The sequence below is a fragment of the Pseudoduganella sp. RAF19 genome (assembly GCF_052114165.1).
Classification (GTDB): domain Bacteria; phylum Pseudomonadota; class Gammaproteobacteria; order Burkholderiales; family Burkholderiaceae_D; genus Rugamonas.
This window is the reverse complement of record NZ_JBFREF010000005.1, coordinates 136,704-151,799: the sequence shown is the minus strand read 5'-3', so window position 1 is coordinate 151,799 and position 15,096 is coordinate 136,704. Positions and strand designations below refer to the sequence as shown.

Annotated in this window: 14 protein-coding genes and 1 other RNA gene; 9 read left to right on the top strand and 6 right to left on the bottom strand. The window is 61.3% G+C overall.

What is annotated here, in order from left to right; all coding sequences use genetic code 11:
- Positions 1–11: 11 nt before the first annotated feature.
- The 4 genes from mraZ to rnpB all read right to left on the bottom strand — a co-directional run bounded on the left by mraZ (position 12) and on the right by rnpB (position 3,090).
- Positions 12–440 (bottom strand): division/cell wall cluster transcriptional repressor MraZ, encoded by a 429-nt coding sequence (gene mraZ / locus AB4Z19_RS13975; RefSeq protein ID WP_442022726.1) that lies wholly within the window; start codon positions 438–440, stop codon positions 12–14.
- A gap of 672 nt (positions 441–1,112) precedes the next feature.
- Entirely contained in the window at positions 1,113–1,265 is a 153-nt protein-coding gene (locus AB4Z19_RS13970; RefSeq protein WP_442022725.1) for a hypothetical protein, read from the bottom strand.
- 10 nt (positions 1,266–1,275) lie between these two features.
- Positions 1,276–2,766, bottom strand: a complete 1,491-nt coding sequence (gene glpK / locus AB4Z19_RS13965; protein ID WP_442022724.1) for a glycerol kinase GlpK — start codon at positions 2,764–2,766, stop codon at positions 1,276–1,278.
- Between the two features lie 10 nt (positions 2,767–2,776).
- An RNA gene (gene rnpB, locus AB4Z19_RS13960) (RNase P RNA component class A) lies at positions 2,777–3,090 on the bottom strand.
- Between the two features lie 95 nt (positions 3,091–3,185).
- Here rnpB and AB4Z19_RS13955 point away from each other — a divergent pair.
- A complete protein-coding gene (locus tag AB4Z19_RS13955) occupies positions 3,186–4,883 on the top strand; it encodes a thiamine pyrophosphate-binding protein (protein ID WP_442022723.1) in 1,698 nt (565 codons plus the stop codon).
- Positions 4,884–4,989: 106 nt separating this feature from the next.
- On the opposite strand, the gene AB4Z19_RS13950 is transcribed toward AB4Z19_RS13955, so the two are convergent.
- On the bottom strand, positions 4,990–5,517 hold the full coding sequence (locus AB4Z19_RS13950) for a hypothetical protein (protein ID WP_442022722.1): 528 nt from the start codon (positions 5,515–5,517) through the stop codon (positions 4,990–4,992).
- A 72-nt stretch (positions 5,518–5,589) separates the two neighbouring features.
- Positions 5,590–6,669 (bottom strand): porin, encoded by a 1,080-nt coding sequence (locus AB4Z19_RS13945; RefSeq protein WP_442022721.1) that lies wholly within the window; start codon positions 6,667–6,669, stop codon positions 5,590–5,592.
- Between the two features lie 422 nt (positions 6,670–7,091).
- Between AB4Z19_RS13945 and AB4Z19_RS13940 the strand changes: the two genes are divergently transcribed.
- The 8 genes from AB4Z19_RS13940 to ggt all read left to right on the top strand — a co-directional run bounded on the left by AB4Z19_RS13940 (position 7,092) and on the right by ggt (position 15,051).
- The gene (locus tag AB4Z19_RS13940) at positions 7,092–8,069 is read left to right on the top strand and encodes a MerR family transcriptional regulator (protein ID WP_442022720.1); all 978 of its coding nucleotides are present in this window, start codon (positions 7,092–7,094) and stop codon (positions 8,067–8,069) included.
- Between the two features lie 59 nt (positions 8,070–8,128).
- Complete coding sequence (gene ftsY, locus AB4Z19_RS13935) at positions 8,129–9,184, top strand: signal recognition particle-docking protein FtsY (RefSeq protein WP_442035458.1); 1,056 nt, start codon at positions 8,129–8,131, stop codon at positions 9,182–9,184.
- A 7-nt stretch (positions 9,185–9,191) separates the two neighbouring features.
- Positions 9,192–9,851, top strand: coding sequence for a cell division ATP-binding protein FtsE (locus AB4Z19_RS13930; protein WP_442035457.1), 660 nt, complete (start codon positions 9,192–9,194; stop codon positions 9,849–9,851).
- Positions 9,848–10,762 (top strand): permease-like cell division protein FtsX, encoded by a 915-nt coding sequence (ftsX, locus tag AB4Z19_RS13925; protein ID WP_442026203.1) that lies wholly within the window; start codon positions 9,848–9,850, stop codon positions 10,760–10,762. Before AB4Z19_RS13930 ends, ftsX begins: the two co-directional genes overlap by 4 nt.
- A 216-nt stretch (positions 10,763–10,978) precedes the next feature.
- Positions 10,979–11,890, top strand: coding sequence for an RNA polymerase sigma factor RpoH (gene rpoH, locus AB4Z19_RS13920; RefSeq protein ID WP_442035456.1), 912 nt, complete (start codon positions 10,979–10,981; stop codon positions 11,888–11,890).
- 220 nt (positions 11,891–12,110) lie between these two features.
- Positions 12,111–12,662, top strand: coding sequence for a PEP-CTERM sorting domain-containing protein (locus AB4Z19_RS13915; RefSeq protein WP_442026205.1), 552 nt, complete (start codon positions 12,111–12,113; stop codon positions 12,660–12,662).
- A gap of 181 nt (positions 12,663–12,843) precedes the next feature.
- Positions 12,844–13,281 (top strand): hypothetical protein, encoded by a 438-nt coding sequence (locus tag AB4Z19_RS13910; RefSeq protein ID WP_442026206.1) that lies wholly within the window; start codon positions 12,844–12,846, stop codon positions 13,279–13,281.
- Between the two features lie 6 nt (positions 13,282–13,287).
- Positions 13,288–15,051 carry a gamma-glutamyltransferase gene (gene ggt / locus AB4Z19_RS13905; protein WP_442035455.1) on the top strand — a complete coding sequence of 588 codons (1,764 nt, stop codon included), beginning with the start codon at positions 13,288–13,290 and terminating at the stop codon, positions 15,049–15,051.
- Positions 15,052–15,096 lie beyond the last annotated feature (45 nt).

Sequence of the window (15,096 nt, the reverse complement as noted above, 5' to 3'; positions counted from 1 at the left end):
GCGCGCGGGCCTCAGAAGGAGAAATCGGAAAGGGAATCAGGCATGCCCACCTCGATGGTGGCAGCCTCGTTCTCGGCGCGCTTCACAGGGTCCCAGATCTCGAAGTGGGTCAGCATGCCGGACAGGACGACGTCGCGGCCAAGGCCAACGGCGTCGCGTAATTCAGGGGCAACCAGGATACGGCCGGCCGAGTCCATCTCGACGTCGACCGCGTTGCCCAGCAGGATACGTTGCCAGCCGCGGGCCGACATCGGCCACTGCGCGATCTGGTCGCGTTTCGCTTCCCACAAATGGCGTGGGTACATCAGAAGGCAGCCGTCCGGGTGTTTGGTAAGCGTGAGGCGTCCTTCGCACTGAATTAACAGTGCGTCACGATGCTTGGCCGGAATAGACATCCGGCCTTTCGCATCGAGAGTGATTGCGGAAGCGCCCTGGAACACGATTTACCTTCTCTGGCCTCTGATTTCGTTCAACTATTGCGGCTCAAGTTCCGCCAAAAAATCCCACAAAACTACACTTTTTCACACTGTCGCCCACTTTAGAGTAAGGAAACAAGCCGGTCAAGCGATTTCCGGCTGCGCGAACACGGAATTTATCAATGAAATTAAGGACTTAGCGCCGATCCTTGAAGAATGCATTAAGCAAAATTTATAGAGAAATTAAATACTTAGGCAAGATAGTGAAAGTGCTACCTCATCTCTCTTGAGTTCGCCGGCGGGAGAAAGTGACCAAAAAATAAATTGAAACAAAACCATTCAGTTGCCGTCCGACAACGATCCCGTCGCGCGGCGACAACGCCGGAGCGCCGCCGGATCAGTTCGGGGAAAACGGTGGAGTTTCTCGGGAATCGACGGCCTGGTGCGCCTTGCGCGCGATGAAGGGAAGTACGAAAAATCTCTGGGCAGGCGATTCCAATACAGCTAACGAGGGTCAATCTTAGCCGCACGGACGTGATTTGTATAGACAACTTACGCAACATCGGGCGCGGCGGCGGCTCCTATTATAAGGTGCCGCTTCACCGCCCCTGCGTCACGCACGGCGGATCAATGATCCGCCCCTACGCTTATTCGTAGGTGACGCCTACGCTCAGGACAATGTAGGGCCGTTTCGCTTCATTGCGCAGCGGCGTCTTGTGGGTCAGGCACCAGCCGCGGCGCCAGCGTGTGGTTGACGGCCACGTAGCGGCCATCGCAATCCTTGATGAAGAAAGCGACCTCGGTCAGCGCATCGAACACCGCCTCGATGGCGTCCAGTTCCACTCCCAAGGCCGCGCCATCATAGCGGCGCTTCCCAGGACTTGGCGCGCTCGGTGGCGCGCGCCCAACGCCCCAGCAATGCCTCGCGCTGGTCCGCGCTCATGGTTGGCGTGAAGCGCCGTTCGCAACGCCACTGCGCGGCGATTTCTTCCTGCGATTCCCAGAAGCCCACCGCCAGCCCAGCCAGATAGGCCGCGCCAAGCGCCGTCGTCTCCGTCACTTGCGGTCGCACGACCGGCACGCCCAGCAGATCGGACTGGAACTGCATCAACATATCGTTGCGCGCTGCGCCGCCATCTGCACGCACTTCAGCCACCGGAATGGCCGCGTCCTTCTGCATGGCCGCCAGCAGCTCAGCCGATTGATACGCAATCGCTTCCACCGCAGCGCGTGCGATGTGCGCCTTGGTGCTGCCGCGTGTCAGGCCGACGATGGTGCCGCGGGCATACGGGTCCCAGTGCGGCGCACCGAGGCCGACGAAAGCCGGCACGAGGAACACGCCGCCGCTATCCGGCACGCTTCCCGCCAGCGCTTCCACGTCGCCCGATTGCTGAATGATGCCCAGGCCATCGCGCAGCCACTGCACGGTGGCGCCGCCCATGAAGACCGAGCCCTCCAGCATATAATCGGTTTCGCCGTCCACGCGCCAGCCAACCGTGGACAGCAAGCGATTGTGCGATACGCGCGGATGGCGGCCGGAGTGCATCAGCATGAAGCATCCGGTGCCATAGGTATTCTTGACCATGCCCGGCTGATGGCAAGCCTGACCGAAGGTCGCGGCCTGCTGATCGCCAGCGATACCAGCCACTGGAATCTCGCCGCCGAACAAGGCCGCGTGCGTGTCGCCGACTTCCTCGCTGGACGACACCACCTGCGGCAGAATTTCTTCAGGAATGTCGAACAGCGCCAGCAGGTCTGAATCCCAGCGCATGAGGTGAATGTTGAACAGCATGGTGCGCGAGGCATTGCTCACGTCCGTAATATGCACGCCGCATAATTTCCACGCCAGCCATGAATCGACGGTGCCGAAACACAGCGCGCCTTTGCGCGCGCGCTCGCGGGCGCCCGGCACGTGATCGAGAATCCATTTCAGTTTGGTGGCGGAGAAGTAAGCGTCCAGCTCCAGGCCAGTCGCTTCGCAGATCTGCTTCGCTTTGCCGTCCGCGCGCAGCTGCTCGCAGTAGTCGGCGGTGCGGCGATCCTGCCACACGATGGCGTTGGCGATTGGCTCGCCGGTCTTGCGGTCCCACACCAGCGTGGTTTCGCGCTGATTGGCGATGCCGATGGCGCGCACGTCTTTCGCTTCGACGTGGTTGTCGGCGAGGACCTTGCGCGCCACGGTGAGCTGGCTATTCCAGATATCGTTGGGATCGTGCTCGACCCAGCCGGGCTGGGGGAAGTGCTGGGGATATTCCTGGGCCGCGCATCCAGCGATGTGGCCCTGGTGATCAAACAAAATGGCGCGGGAACTGGTCGTGCCCTGATCCAGGGCCAGTATGTATTTTGTCATCGGTAGTATTCAGTGAAGCAAGCCGATAGGCCGGATTTTGTTACGGCGCTTTCGCGCTATGACAGCCATTCCTCTAGGCGACGGATTGCTCCGCCGCTCAAGCTTTCTACCCGCACGCTCCGCGAGCAGCATCATCGCGTGCCTATTTGAAATTGCACCAGGTGGAGGTTACCGCGTTTCACCGTAACTTAATACGCTCGTCTCTGTGGCCCTATTCCTCGCCTCACGGCGGACGGCCGTTAACCGTCACCCTGCTCTATGGAGTCCGGACCTTCCTCCCGCTGACGTATTGCTACGCCAGCCAGCGGCTGTCTGGCTTGCTTCGGGCGGTATTTTACCAAAATTGGTGTCGCAGATAGGAAAGCCGCTTATGCGCCGCGGGAATAGAATGCACCATCACCTATAAAAGAGGCAAGAACATGACGCAATCTTCTCGTTCCGGCGGCCAGCTTCTGGTCGATGCGCTGAAAGTCCACGGCGTGGACACCGCCTTCGGCGTCCCCGGCGAAAGCTACCTGGACGTGCTGGACGCCCTGCACGATTCCGGCATCCGCTTCATCATCAACCGCCAGGAAGGCGGCGCAGCCTTCATGGCCGACGCTTACGGCAAGATGACGGGCAAGCCGGGCATCTGCTTCGTGACCCGCGGCCCGGGCGCCACCAACGCGTCGATTGGCGTGCACACTGCCTTCCAGGATTCGACCCCGATGATCCTCTTCATCGGCCAGGTCGGCAGCGATTTCATGGACCGCGAAGCCTTCCAGGAAGTGGATTACCGCCGCATGTTCGGCCAGATGGCGAAATGGGTGACTCAGATCGACCGCGCCGACCGTATGCCTGAATACATCGCCCGCGCTTTCCAGGTCGCGACCAGCGGCCGTCCGGGTCCGGTCGTGCTGGCACTGCCGGAAGATATGCTGACCTCCAAGGCCACCGTGGCCGACACGCGCCGCTATGTGCCGACGCAAGCATCGCCCTCGGCCGCGCAGATCGCGCAGCTGCGCAGCATGCTGTCCGAAGCCAAGCGCCCCTTGCTGCTGCTGGGCGGCGGCGGCTGGAACGACCAGGCCTGCGCCGACATCAAGCGCTTCGCCGAAGCAAATTCGCTGCCGACCGCTTGCGCCTTCCGCTTCCAGGACCTGCTGGACAACACGCATCCGAACTATGTGGGCGACGTCGGCATCGGCATCAATCCGAAGCTGGCCGCACGTGTGAAAGAAGCGGATGTGCTGATCGCCATCGGCCCGCGTCTCGGCGAAATGACCACCAGCGGCTATTCGATCATTGCCTCGCCAGTACCGTCGCAGCGCCTGGTCCACATCCACGCCGATCCGGAGGAACTGGGCAGCGTGTATCAGGGTGAACTGATGATCGCCTCCGGCATGCCGCAAGCCGCAGCGATGCTGGCGGCCATGGAACCCGTCGATGCCGGCGCCTGGCGCAACAGCGTGGCGCAGGCGCGCGAAGAATACGCGGCATGGCAGGTGCAGCCGTCCATCTTCAAGGACAACAGCGCGCCGCTGAACCTGTGGCAGGTGGTGCAGGACATGCGCACTCACGCGCCAGCCGACACCATCATCACCAACGGCGCAGGCAACTACGCGACCTGGGCGCACCGCTACTGGCCATACGGCGCAATGCGCACCCAGCTGGCGCCAACCAGCGGCGCCATGGGCTATAGCGTGCCGTCCGGAGTGGCCGCCAAGATCATCGATCCTTCGCGCACGGTGATTACCTTCGCAGGCGACGGCGAATTCCTGATGAATGGCCAGGAGCTGGCGACTGCAGTGCAATACAAGGCTGGTGTGGTGATCGTGGTGTTCAATAACCAGATGTTCGGCACCATCCGCATGCACCAGGAACGCGAGTATCCGGGCCGCGTGTCCGGCACCACGCTGCACAATCCGGACTTTGCTGCACTGGCCCGCGCTTACGGCGGCCATGGTGAAATCGTGGAGAAAACCGAGGACTTCGCCCCTGCCCTGCAGCGCGCGCTGGCCTTCTCGCGCGAACAGAGCCTGCCGGCGCTGATCGAACTGCGCTACGACGGTAACCTGATTACGCCGGGCGCGACACTGGAAACTCTTCGCAAGAACGCTATCGCAGCGGGCAAGTAAACCCAAGCGACACCTGGTGGCAGCCACTGCGTGGCAGCCACCGATGACGAGCCGCGTGCCAAGGTGGCCGCCACGCAGTGGCTGCCACCAGAATCTGGTTCGGGTTTTAGCCCTGCGACGGCGGTGCCGGCTCGTGCTTGTATTCGGGATGCGGCGATTCCGCCTTCGACGCCGGGCAGGCTTTGCAAGCCTTCATCTTGGCGCCGAAATCCTTCACCCTGGCCAGCACCATGGGCATGGACTGGTCATCGCAATAGCCGCCATCCAGCGTCAGCTTCTCGCCATCCGGCGAGAACTTGCCGCTGATGGTGCGCACATCCTCATCTTCCAGCTGCACCGTGAAATACATCATCTTGCCGCGCGGGTCGACGTTCACATCGCTCGCGACCACCGGCCAGCTCAGCGCGCCGGCCGTGTACTCATAAATCACCGTATCCACTTCCGCAAAGCGCTGCAGCGTGATGCGCTGGCCGCCATACTCCCCGCTTTCCGGATGCACGCACAGGTCCGAGTACACGGCCATGCCGTAGCGCGGGAAGCCCTCCGTCGGCTTACCCTTTGGCGCAGCAATGGCCGCCGTCAGCGCGGCGGAGGCTAGCAGGACGAAGCCTGCGGTCAGATAGGCTGTTTTCATGTCCGGAATTGTACCCCGGATAAAAAAACGGCCGCCCGAAGGCGGCCGCTTTGGCATCAGATGAAAATCCGATTAGAAGGAGTGCTTCATGCCGATGTTGAAGGCTTTGTCGCCAGAACCAGCTTCGGTGTTGTTGCCAACGGTGTAGGAAGCGCCGTTCTTGTTCTTGATCTTAGCGAAAGCCAGGTAGGTGCTGGTGCGCTTCGACAGAGCGTGGGTGTAGCCGATTGCCCACTGGTCAGCGTCGTGGCTGAAGCTGCCGCGATCGTCAACTTTGGAGTAGGAAGCCAGCACGGTGCCAGCGGTGCCGACTGGTACCGATGCGCCAACCAGGTAGTTGCGGTTGTCGGTCGAAGGATCGACAGCAGCGGTGGTGTAGGCGGTAGCGTTAGGCAGCGGGGTGCTGTTCAGGCCCTTGTTCTGACCGAACATGAAGTAAGCCTTGGCAATCTGGAAGTCATAGTTCACAGCCAGCAGGGTGTTGTGGCCGATGTCGCGATCGGTCACGGTTGCGCCAACAGCGGTGTCGTTGTTGTGGTTCATGTACGCCAGACGGGCATTCAGAGGACCGTTGGAGTAGTTGATGGATGCGCTGATCTGACGGCCAGCGGATGCCTTGTTCTGCTCGCCGAAGCCGTAAGCCACGTCGCCGCTCAGGCCCATGAACTCAGGGGTGTGGTACAGCACGGAGTTGCTGAAGCGCTGGTTGTTGCCCGAGGCTGGGAACAGGTTCTTGGCGGAACCAGCCAGGCCTGCCTGGAATGGGTCACCAACTTGTGCCAGGGCGTTGTACCATGGGGTGTATTGACGGCCCAGGGTGATGGTGCCGGCGTCCTTGGAGGACAGGCCTACGAAAGCCTGGCGCTGGAAGATCGAACCAGCAACGTCTTGTTCGCCGGTATCGGTGCGGAAACCGCCTTCCAGAACGAAGATGGCGTTCAGGCCACCGCCCAGGTCTTCAGTGCCCTTGAAACCGATACGGGAAGCGCTTGCTGCACCGCTGGTCACCTTGGTCACGTTACCGTTTTTGCCGCCTTGCTCATAAACAACACCGGCATCGACGATACCGTAGATTTGTACTGCGGACTGTGCGTGGGCTACGCCAGTGGTGGCTGCTGCCAGAACTGCGAGGGAGATCAGAGTCTTTTTCATTGCTATCCTTCTATTGCTATTCAGGGATTATTCACTACCTGCTCGTATCCACAGCTCATGGCTGTGGGGAGGCGGCACTATACTGAGGGATTGGTTTTCCAGCAAGTGTCAGGGCGAAAAGGATGTCAAGCCTTTGCGCAGGCGGAAATTTTAGCTGATCAGCAAATTTTCTGCAGAACACTACGGGATGTCCACAATTCTATTCATACAGAAAAGCAACGAATTGTCACTTTTTTGTCCACGACAAAGCTCGTGACAAAAAACGAAACTGTTCAAATCTTTCAAATGTGAAGCCGGTGTCGTGGACAAGGGCGTATTGTGGGTCTTCATAGGGAAAACCCGTGAAAATTTGATGCAACTTCCCGCTAAAAAACGCGGTTAGAATGCTCAACGCCAAACCACCTGAGAGCGCTTTTCGCCGAATGAATACAAGTGCCACATCTTTAACAATCACTTCGACTATCAGTGATGTCGAACGTGACACCGGCGTGGCCAAGGAAACCTTGCGCGTGTGGGAGCGGCGTTACGACTTCCCCCAGCCGCAGCGCGATACATTCGGCGAGCGCGTCTACACACCCGAGCAAGTCAGCAAGCTGCGCCTGATCAAACGGCTGATTGACCTGGGCTACCGTCCGGGCAAGGTAATCCAGTTCAGTACGGCGGAACTGCAGGCGCTGGCCCTGAAGGCTTCGCGCGCCAGCAAGGCGCCGGCCGTTGTCAGCCATCCTGATCTGCAAGGCTATGTGGATCTGTGCAAGAGCCACCAGATGGAAGCCTTCCGCCGCCGTCTGGCACAAGCCATGCTCGTGATGGGCCTGAAGAGCTTTGTCATCGATCTGGTGGCGCCTCTGATTACCTATATCGGCGAAGCCTGGGCCAGCGGCCAGTTCGCCGTGTTTGAAGAACATCTGTTCAGCGAGTCGGTCCAGATCGTGCTGCGCGGCGCCGTGGCGTCCGTTCCGCAAGTCAATCATGGCGCCGGCGCGCCCCGTCCACGCATTCTGCTGGCCACCCTGCCGCAGGAGCGCCACGGTCTGGGGCTACTGATGGCCGAAGCCCTGGCGGCGGCCGAAGGCGCGCACTGCACGTCGCTGGGTGTGCAAACGCCGCTGCCGGACATCGTTGAAGCAGCCCGTTCCATGCAAGCCGATATCGTCGCCTTGTCCTTCTCTGCCACCGTCAATCCGCGCCACGTGCTCGACAGCCTGCGCGAGCTGCACGCCCGTCTGCCGGAAGGCGTAGACATCTGGGCTGGCGGCGCCAACACCGCCCTGCGCCGCCGCGCGCCGGACTTCGTGCGCGTGCGCGAGCTGAATGAAATCAGCAATGCCATCGCCGACTGGCGCCAGCGCCAGCGCGCCCCGGTCCAAGCCGCCGCGGATGGCGCGGCCGCAGACTGATTCCCACAGGGCCACTCTGGTAGAATACGCGGCTCGAAGGGCCCTCTACCGCACAATCCATGTTCAGTTTTTTCAAGAAAAAACCAGTCGTTCCTGAAACGCCTGCGCCCGCCGTTGCGCCCAGTGCGCCTGAGCCGGTGCCACAGGCGACCGCCGAAGTGGCCAGCGACGCCGTCGGTCCTCTTGCTTTTGAGGTAGAGACCGCCGCACGCCCGGAAAAGCAATCCTGGATGAACCGCCTGAAGGCCGGCCTGTCGAAGACTTCGGCCAATCTGTCCGTGCTGTTCATCGGCGCCAAGATTGACGACGAGCTGTACGACGAGCTGGAAGCGGCCCTGCTGATGTCCGACGCCGGCATCGAAGCCACCCAATACCTGCTCGACGCCCTAAAGCGCAAGGTCAAGGAAGACAAGCTGCTAGACGCCGCCGCCGTGAAGCTGGCGCTGAAGCAGCTGCTGATCGAGTTGCTGGAACCGCTGGAAAAGCCGTTCGAACTGGGCCGCCACCAGCCGCTGGTGATGATGATTTCCGGCGTCAACGGCGCAGGCAAGACCACCACCATCGGCAAACTGGCCAAGCATATGCAGGCACACGGCCAATCGGTGCTGCTGGCGGCCGGCGACACCTTCCGCGCCGCCGCCCGCGAGCAGCTGATGGTCTGGGGCCAGCGCAATAACGTCACCGTGATTTCGCAAGAGTCGGGCGACCCCGCTGCCGTGTCCTTCGACGCGGTGCAGTCCGGCAAGGCGCGCGGCACCAATGTGGTCATGATCGACACCGCCGGCCGCCTGCCGACCCAGCTGCACCTGATGGAAGAGCTGAAGAAGATCAAGCGTGTGATCGGCAAGGGCCTGGAAGGCGCGCCGCACGAAACCTTGCTGGTCATCGACGGCAACACCGGCCAGAACGCCCTGGCCCAGGTGAAGGCGTTCGACGATGCCCTGCAACTGTCCGGCATCATCATCACCAAGCTGGACGGTACTGCCAAGGGCGGCATCATTGCCGCCATCGCCCGTGTGCGCCCGGTGCCGGTGTACTTCATCGGCATCGGCGAAAAGATTGAAGACCTGCAGCCCTTCAATGCGGCTGAGTTTGTTGAAGCACTGCTCGCGTAAGGCCTCCATGATCGAATTCCAGCACGTCTCCAAGCAATACACTTCCGATGCTGTCGCCCTGCGCGACATCACCCTCACCATTGCCAAAGGCGAGCTGGTCTATCTGGCCGGCCCTTCCGGCGCCGGCAAGTCCACCCTGCTGAAAATGATCGCCGCCATGGAGCGCCCGACGTCGGGCCAGGTGATCGTCAACGGCCAGGACATCGGCAAGCTCAAGGCCGCCGGTGTGCCCTTCCTGCGCCGCAACCTCGGCCTCATCTTTCAGGAACAGCGCCTGCTGAACGACCGCTCCGTGCTGGCCAATGTGATGATGCCCCTGCTGGTGACGGGCTCGCCGAAAGCCGCCGCCGAGCAGCGTGCCCGCGCCGCCCTCGATAAAGTGGGACTGGGCGAGCGCGCCGATGCCGATCCGCTGGCCTTGTCCGGCGGCGAACAGCAGCGCGTCTCGATCGCGCGCGCCATCGTGAACCGTCCGCAAATCATCCTGGCCGACGAGCCCACCGCCAATCTCGACCGCGCCAGCGCCAACAAGGTGCTGGACGCTCTGCGCGCCTTCCACTCGGTCGGCGTGACTTGCCTGATTTCCACCCACGACGAGCAGGTGCTGGACAGCGCCGCGCGTGTGATTCATCTGGAACGCGGCGAACTGATGAAGGAGGCCGCATGAGCGCCTTCTTCCGCCAGCACGCCTTCGCGCTCGGCGGCGCCCTAGTGCACCTGCGCCGCGCGCCGGGCTCTTTCCTGTTCAATATCCTGGTGGTGGCAATCGCCCTGGCTCTGCCCTTCATGGGCGTGACCCTGCTGGAAAACGTGCGCCCCATGTCCGAGCAAATGGCGGTCGAGCCCGAGCTCAGCGTGTTCATGAAGCAGGACACGCCGCGCGAGCAGTCAGCCGGCATTGCGGGCAATCTGCGTGCGATCAGCAAGGACGCCAGGATCGTCTTCGTGCCGCGTGAAAAAGCGCTGGAACAGCTGCATGCGAAGAGCGGGCTGTCCGACGTGCTCAACACACTGGGTGAAAACCCGCTGCCGGACAGCTACATCGTCAAGCTCAACGCCTACAAGAGCGCGGCCGAAAGCGCCCAGATCGATGCCATCGCCGACCAGATGCGCGCTCTGCCGGGTGTGGAATCGGTGCAGGTCGACTCCGCCTGGGTCAAGCGTCTGGCCGCCCTGCTGGGCATCCTGCGTCTGGCCCTGCTGCTGCTGGCTGCAACCCTGGGCACGGTGGTGATTGCGGTGGTATTCAACACGATTCGCCTGCAAGTGCTGACCCAGCGTGAAGAGATTCTGGTGTCCAAACTGATCGGCGCGACCGACAGCTTCATCCACCGCCCCTTCTATTACACGGGTGCTCTGCTCGGCCTGTGCGCGGGCGGGGTGGCGCTGGGGGCAGTGGCGCTGGCCCTGCGCCCGCTGAATACGGCAATTGCTGAATTTGCAAGGTTGTATGCCAGCGAATTCCAGCTGGTCCCGCTCGATCCCGTGTCCATGACCGCCCTGCTGGCCCTGTCAGCGATGCTGGGCCTGGTTGGCGCCTCGCTGTCCGTGCAGCGCCATTTGTCCCGCCTGAATTAAGTCCCTGCCGGGAGCGCGCGCCGCTCCCGGTGTCACAAGTGCGTTCTCGCACAGAGCCCATCCCCTTCCAGGTCTATCCTGCCTTTTATGGAGGAGCCTTTCCTCATAGCAGTATTGCTATCGCAATCATAGATTTTCCATGATTGGCACTCATCGAAGGAGAGTGCTAATATATGTTCAACCAGCAAGGCTTCAATTAAGTAAGAGTTAAGTTCCATGAGGCATGCTGTGACTATGAAAGATTCCCTTCGAAGCGAGGATAGAACTATGACCACGATGTCCGTACAAAACGCGTTGGTTCCACTTGGCAACATTGACGCCTATATTTCGGCAGTCAATCGCCTGCCTATGCTCTCGCACGAGGAAGAAGTACAACTGGGCCGTGACCTGAAGAACAAGAATGATCTGAAGGCTGCGGAGAAGCTCGTTATGTCTCACCTGCGACTGGTGGTGTCGATCGCGCGCGGTTACCTGGGCTATGGCCTGCCGCACGCCGACCTCATCCAGGAAGGCAATATCGGGCTGATGAAAGCCGTCAAACGCTTCGATCCGGACCAGGGTGTGCGCCTCGTGTCCTACGCCATGCACTGGATCAAGGCGGAGATGCATGAATACATTCTGAAGAACTGGCGCCTGGTGAAAGTGGCTACCACCAAAGCCCAGCGCAAGCTGTTCTTCAACCTGCGCAGCCACAAGCAAGGCCTGGACGCCATGTCGCCCGACCAGATCGACCAGCTGGCGAAAGCCCTGGACGTGAAGCGCGAAGACGTGATTGAAATGGAAACCCGCCTGAGCGGCCGCGATATTGCCCTGGAATCGCCAAGCGACGAGGAAGACGACAAGTTCTCCCCGATCGCCTACCTGTCTTCCGACAATACCGAGCCAACCAAGGTGCTGGAAGCCGAACAGGTGACCCGTCTGCAATCCGAGGGTCTGGAAACTGCCCTGTCCAAGCTGGACGCCCGCTCTCGCCGTATCGTGGAAGCGCGCTGGCTGGCCAACGACGACGGTTCGGGCGCCACCCTGCATACGCTGGCGGAAGAGTTCGGCGTGTCGGCCGAGCGTATCCGCCAGATCGAAGCGGCCGCGCTGAAGAAGATGAAGACTGCCCTGGCGGCCTACATCTAAGTTTTCGCTGATTTCCGGAAGGCGCCGTGCCGTAAGGCCCGGCGCTTTTTTTATTTTCTAAACAATATTGAACGCGGGTTACTATTTCGACTTACTAACTGTCGATATTTTTTACACCATGGTTTTCCAGAAATTTATAAGTCCTTGATGCAACACGCATTTCTCCGATGGCATGGCACTTGCTTGATGTAAAGCGAAGTCAATCACCCGGAGAAATACCATGATCAAACAAACCGCTCTCGCACTGGTCTGCGCCGCAGCCACCGGACTTGCGTCCGCAGCCCCACTTCTGCTGACCGATAATCTGTCAATTGCTGCTCACTGGAATAACGACAACGCGAACCCAGCCATGCGCGCCGCTGACCTGAACGGTTTGTCCACCCTCCAGGTCGACGCCGGCATCAATGGCGGCACGTTCGACTTCCTGTTCCCCCAGCCGGGCGGCAACCAGGATGGCACCCTGTACTATTTCTACCTGGACGGCACCCTGCTGACCCAGTCCAACGCTGCGGCGCCTGCTGGCTACACCAATTGGTACGACGACGTGGTGTTTACCGGCGGCGTGCACACCCTGGCGCTGAAAGTGACCACCCCAAACAAAAACGGCGGCAATTTCTCCATCCTGACCGACCTGCAAACCCCGGCTGCACCGCAAGGTCCGGGCGCAGGCGGTGGTGGCGCACCATCCCAGGAAGTGCCAGAGCCAGCTTCCCTGGCCCTGCTGGGCGCCGGCCTGCTTGGCCTGAGCGGTCTGCGCCGCCGCAAAGCATAACCACAACAAAAACAACAAAAACTGGCGCCCCTCCGTGGGCGCTTTTTTTTACCCCTACTTTAAGTTCCCTTATGCAATATCGAGTAACTGTCGGAAATCTTTACACCCGGGTCTGACTCATCAGTGCGCCGGCCTGGGTGGCACTTTGCTAAGATGAAAGCATGCCTTCAGGGAGGACATCATGAAACTGAGAGTCATTGGCACCTGCTTTGCGGGTTTATCCCTGGTCATTGCCGCCGCCTGCAGCGCGCCACCGGCCGGCACCGCGTCCCATCCCGCCCCCCGCACCAGCGAGAGTTATGTGCTGACGCAGGGCGAAACCGTCACACTGGCGCCATCCACCACACTCAAGCTCGAACGCATCAACGACAGCCGCTGCAAGACTGGCGCCGTGTGCGTGTGGGCCGGCTACATCAGCTACAGCTTCGTGCTGAACGATAAAAAAGGCAGCAGCAACTTCGTGCTGGCCGACGACATGCCGGGCGCCGCCAAAACCCTCACGCGCAACGGCCTGACCTTTACGCTGCAAGGGCTGGAACCGGCCGAACCGCCGGCTTTGAAAGCTCCGCCGCCAAATTATCGGGTAAGCTTGCGTGTAAATATTGCACAACCGATATAGTTGCCCATGAGCCCACAACGACGCGCCAGCACCCTCGTCTTCTCCATCATCCTTTCGCTGGCGCTCGTTGAGCCCGCCTCTGCCAAAAGCCCTATGGCGACCGGCACCGGCGGCGCCGTCGCGACAATCAGCGAGCAGGCATCGCAGTCCGCGCTGGCCATTCTGAACAAGGGCGGCAATGCGGTGGACGCCGCAGTCGCGGCGGCAGCTACGCTGGGCGTGACCGATCCCTTCAGCTGCGGCGTTGGCGGCGGTGGCTTCATGGTCATCTACCTGGCCAAAGAAAAACGCGTGATTACCATTGACCACCGCGAAGTGGCCCCCGCCTCGTTTGAGCCGACCGCGTTCGTGGACGCCAACGGCAAGCCCATCGATTTCGAAACAGCGGTGGCCAGCGGCATGGCGGTCGGCGTACCGGGCACCGTGCGCGGCTGGCATGAAGCACTGGACCGCTACGGCAGCATGTCCTTCAAGCAGGTGTTGGCGCCGGCAATCAAGGTCGCTTCGGATGGCTTCCGCGTGAATGCCAACTTCAGCCATCTGGTGCAGGGCAACGAGCAGAAATTCAGCTTATACCCTGCCACGGCCGCGCTCTATCTGCGCAACGGCAAGGCTATCCCAGCCGGCACCCTGCTACGCAATCCGGATCTGGCGAAGACTTACCAGCTGCTGTCCACTGGCGGCGTGAAAGCCTTCTATCACGGCAAGCTGGCGCAGGCGATTGTCGACGCGGTGAACGCGCCGCCGGTGGCTGCCGGCGTTTCCGTCCGCTCCGGCAAGATGACGCTGGCCGACCTGTCCAACTACGAAGCCCGGCTGCGCCAGCCTGTGCGCAGCACTTATCGCGGCTACGAACTGTACGGCATGCCCCTGCCCAGCAGCGGCGGCGTGACCATCGCCGAGGCGCTGAACATCCTTGAAGGCTATGAATTCAAGGGCATGCCGCGCGATCAGGCCGAGCACATCTACATGGAAGCGTCGCGCCTCGCCTTCGCCGACCGCAATGCTTATCTGGCCGATCCCGAGTACGTGGAAGCGCCTGTGGCGGGCCTGCTGAACAAGGACTATGCCGCCAGGCGCCGCGGGCTGATCAATCTGCAGCACGCCATGCCGCATGCTGAGGCGGGCGATCCCTATGTCTTCCAGCACGACCCCAGCGTGCCACTGCGCCCAGCCGCCGCGGCGCGCATGCTGCCGGAGAGCGCCCACACCACGCATCTGACCGTATCGGACAAGGACGGCAATATCGTCGCCTACACCTTCACCATCGAATCGTGGGGCGGCAGCGGCATCACCGTGCCGGGCTACGGCTTCCTGCTCAACAACGAAATGACCGACTTCGACTTCACGGGGCCGGCGCCGAACGTACCGGAAGCGGGCAAACGTCCACGCTCCAGCATGGCGCCGACAATCGTCTTCCGCAATGGCAAGCCGGCGTTCACGGTTGGCAGTCCGGGCGGCTCGACCATCATCACCACCGTGCTGCAAACCATCTTCAACTACCTCGACCTCGGCATGCGCATGGACGAGGCGCTCAACGCGCCGCGCATTTCCGAGCGCAACGGCGACAGCACCGACATCGAACCTGGCTTCACCGGCACCGCCCAGGCCCGCGCGCTGGAACGCTTCGGCCAGCGCTGGTCGGCGACACCGGAAGAAATCGGCGCAGCCAACGCCATCGTCTTCAACCAGGATGGCACAGTCACCGCCGTCAGCGAAGCCCACCGTCACGGCGCCGGCGCCGCGCTCGTCCAACACCCCGCCCACTAAAACCTGGGGTCTGACCCCAAGGTGGACATTTTTTGCGTCGCGCTA

Bases quoted from the DNA above. Each gene is read 5' to 3' on its own strand.
- AB4Z19_RS13940 (WP_442022720.1), top strand. From the start codon at position 7,092: ATGAATACAAGTGCCACATCTTTAACAATCACTTCGACTATCAGTGAT.
- ftsY (WP_442035458.1), top strand. From the start codon at position 8,129: ATGTTCAGTTTTTTCAAGAAAAAACCAGTCGTTCCTGAAACGCCTGCG.
- AB4Z19_RS13945 (WP_442022721.1), bottom strand. From the start codon at position 6,669: ATGAAAAAGACTCTGATCTCCCTCGCAGTTCTGGCAGCAGCCACCACT.
- glpK (WP_442022724.1), bottom strand. From the start codon at position 2,766: ATGACAAAATACATACTGGCCCTGGATCAGGGCACGACCAGTTCCCGC.
- AB4Z19_RS13910 (WP_442026206.1), top strand. From the start codon at position 12,844: ATGAAACTGAGAGTCATTGGCACCTGCTTTGCGGGTTTATCCCTGGTC.
- ftsX (WP_442026203.1), top strand. From the start codon at position 9,848: ATGAGCGCCTTCTTCCGCCAGCACGCCTTCGCGCTCGGCGGCGCCCTA.
- AB4Z19_RS13950 (WP_442022722.1), bottom strand. From the start codon at position 5,517: ATGAAAACAGCCTATCTGACCGCAGGCTTCGTCCTGCTAGCCTCCGCC.
- AB4Z19_RS13955 (WP_442022723.1), top strand. From the start codon at position 3,186: ATGACGCAATCTTCTCGTTCCGGCGGCCAGCTTCTGGTCGATGCGCTG.
- rpoH (WP_442035456.1), top strand. From the start codon at position 10,979: ATGAGGCATGCTGTGACTATGAAAGATTCCCTTCGAAGCGAGGATAGA.
- AB4Z19_RS13930 (WP_442035457.1), top strand. From the start codon at position 9,192: ATGATCGAATTCCAGCACGTCTCCAAGCAATACACTTCCGATGCTGTC.
- ggt (WP_442035455.1), top strand. From the start codon at position 13,288: ATGAGCCCACAACGACGCGCCAGCACCCTCGTCTTCTCCATCATCCTT.
- AB4Z19_RS13915 (WP_442026205.1), top strand. From the start codon at position 12,111: ATGATCAAACAAACCGCTCTCGCACTGGTCTGCGCCGCAGCCACCGGA.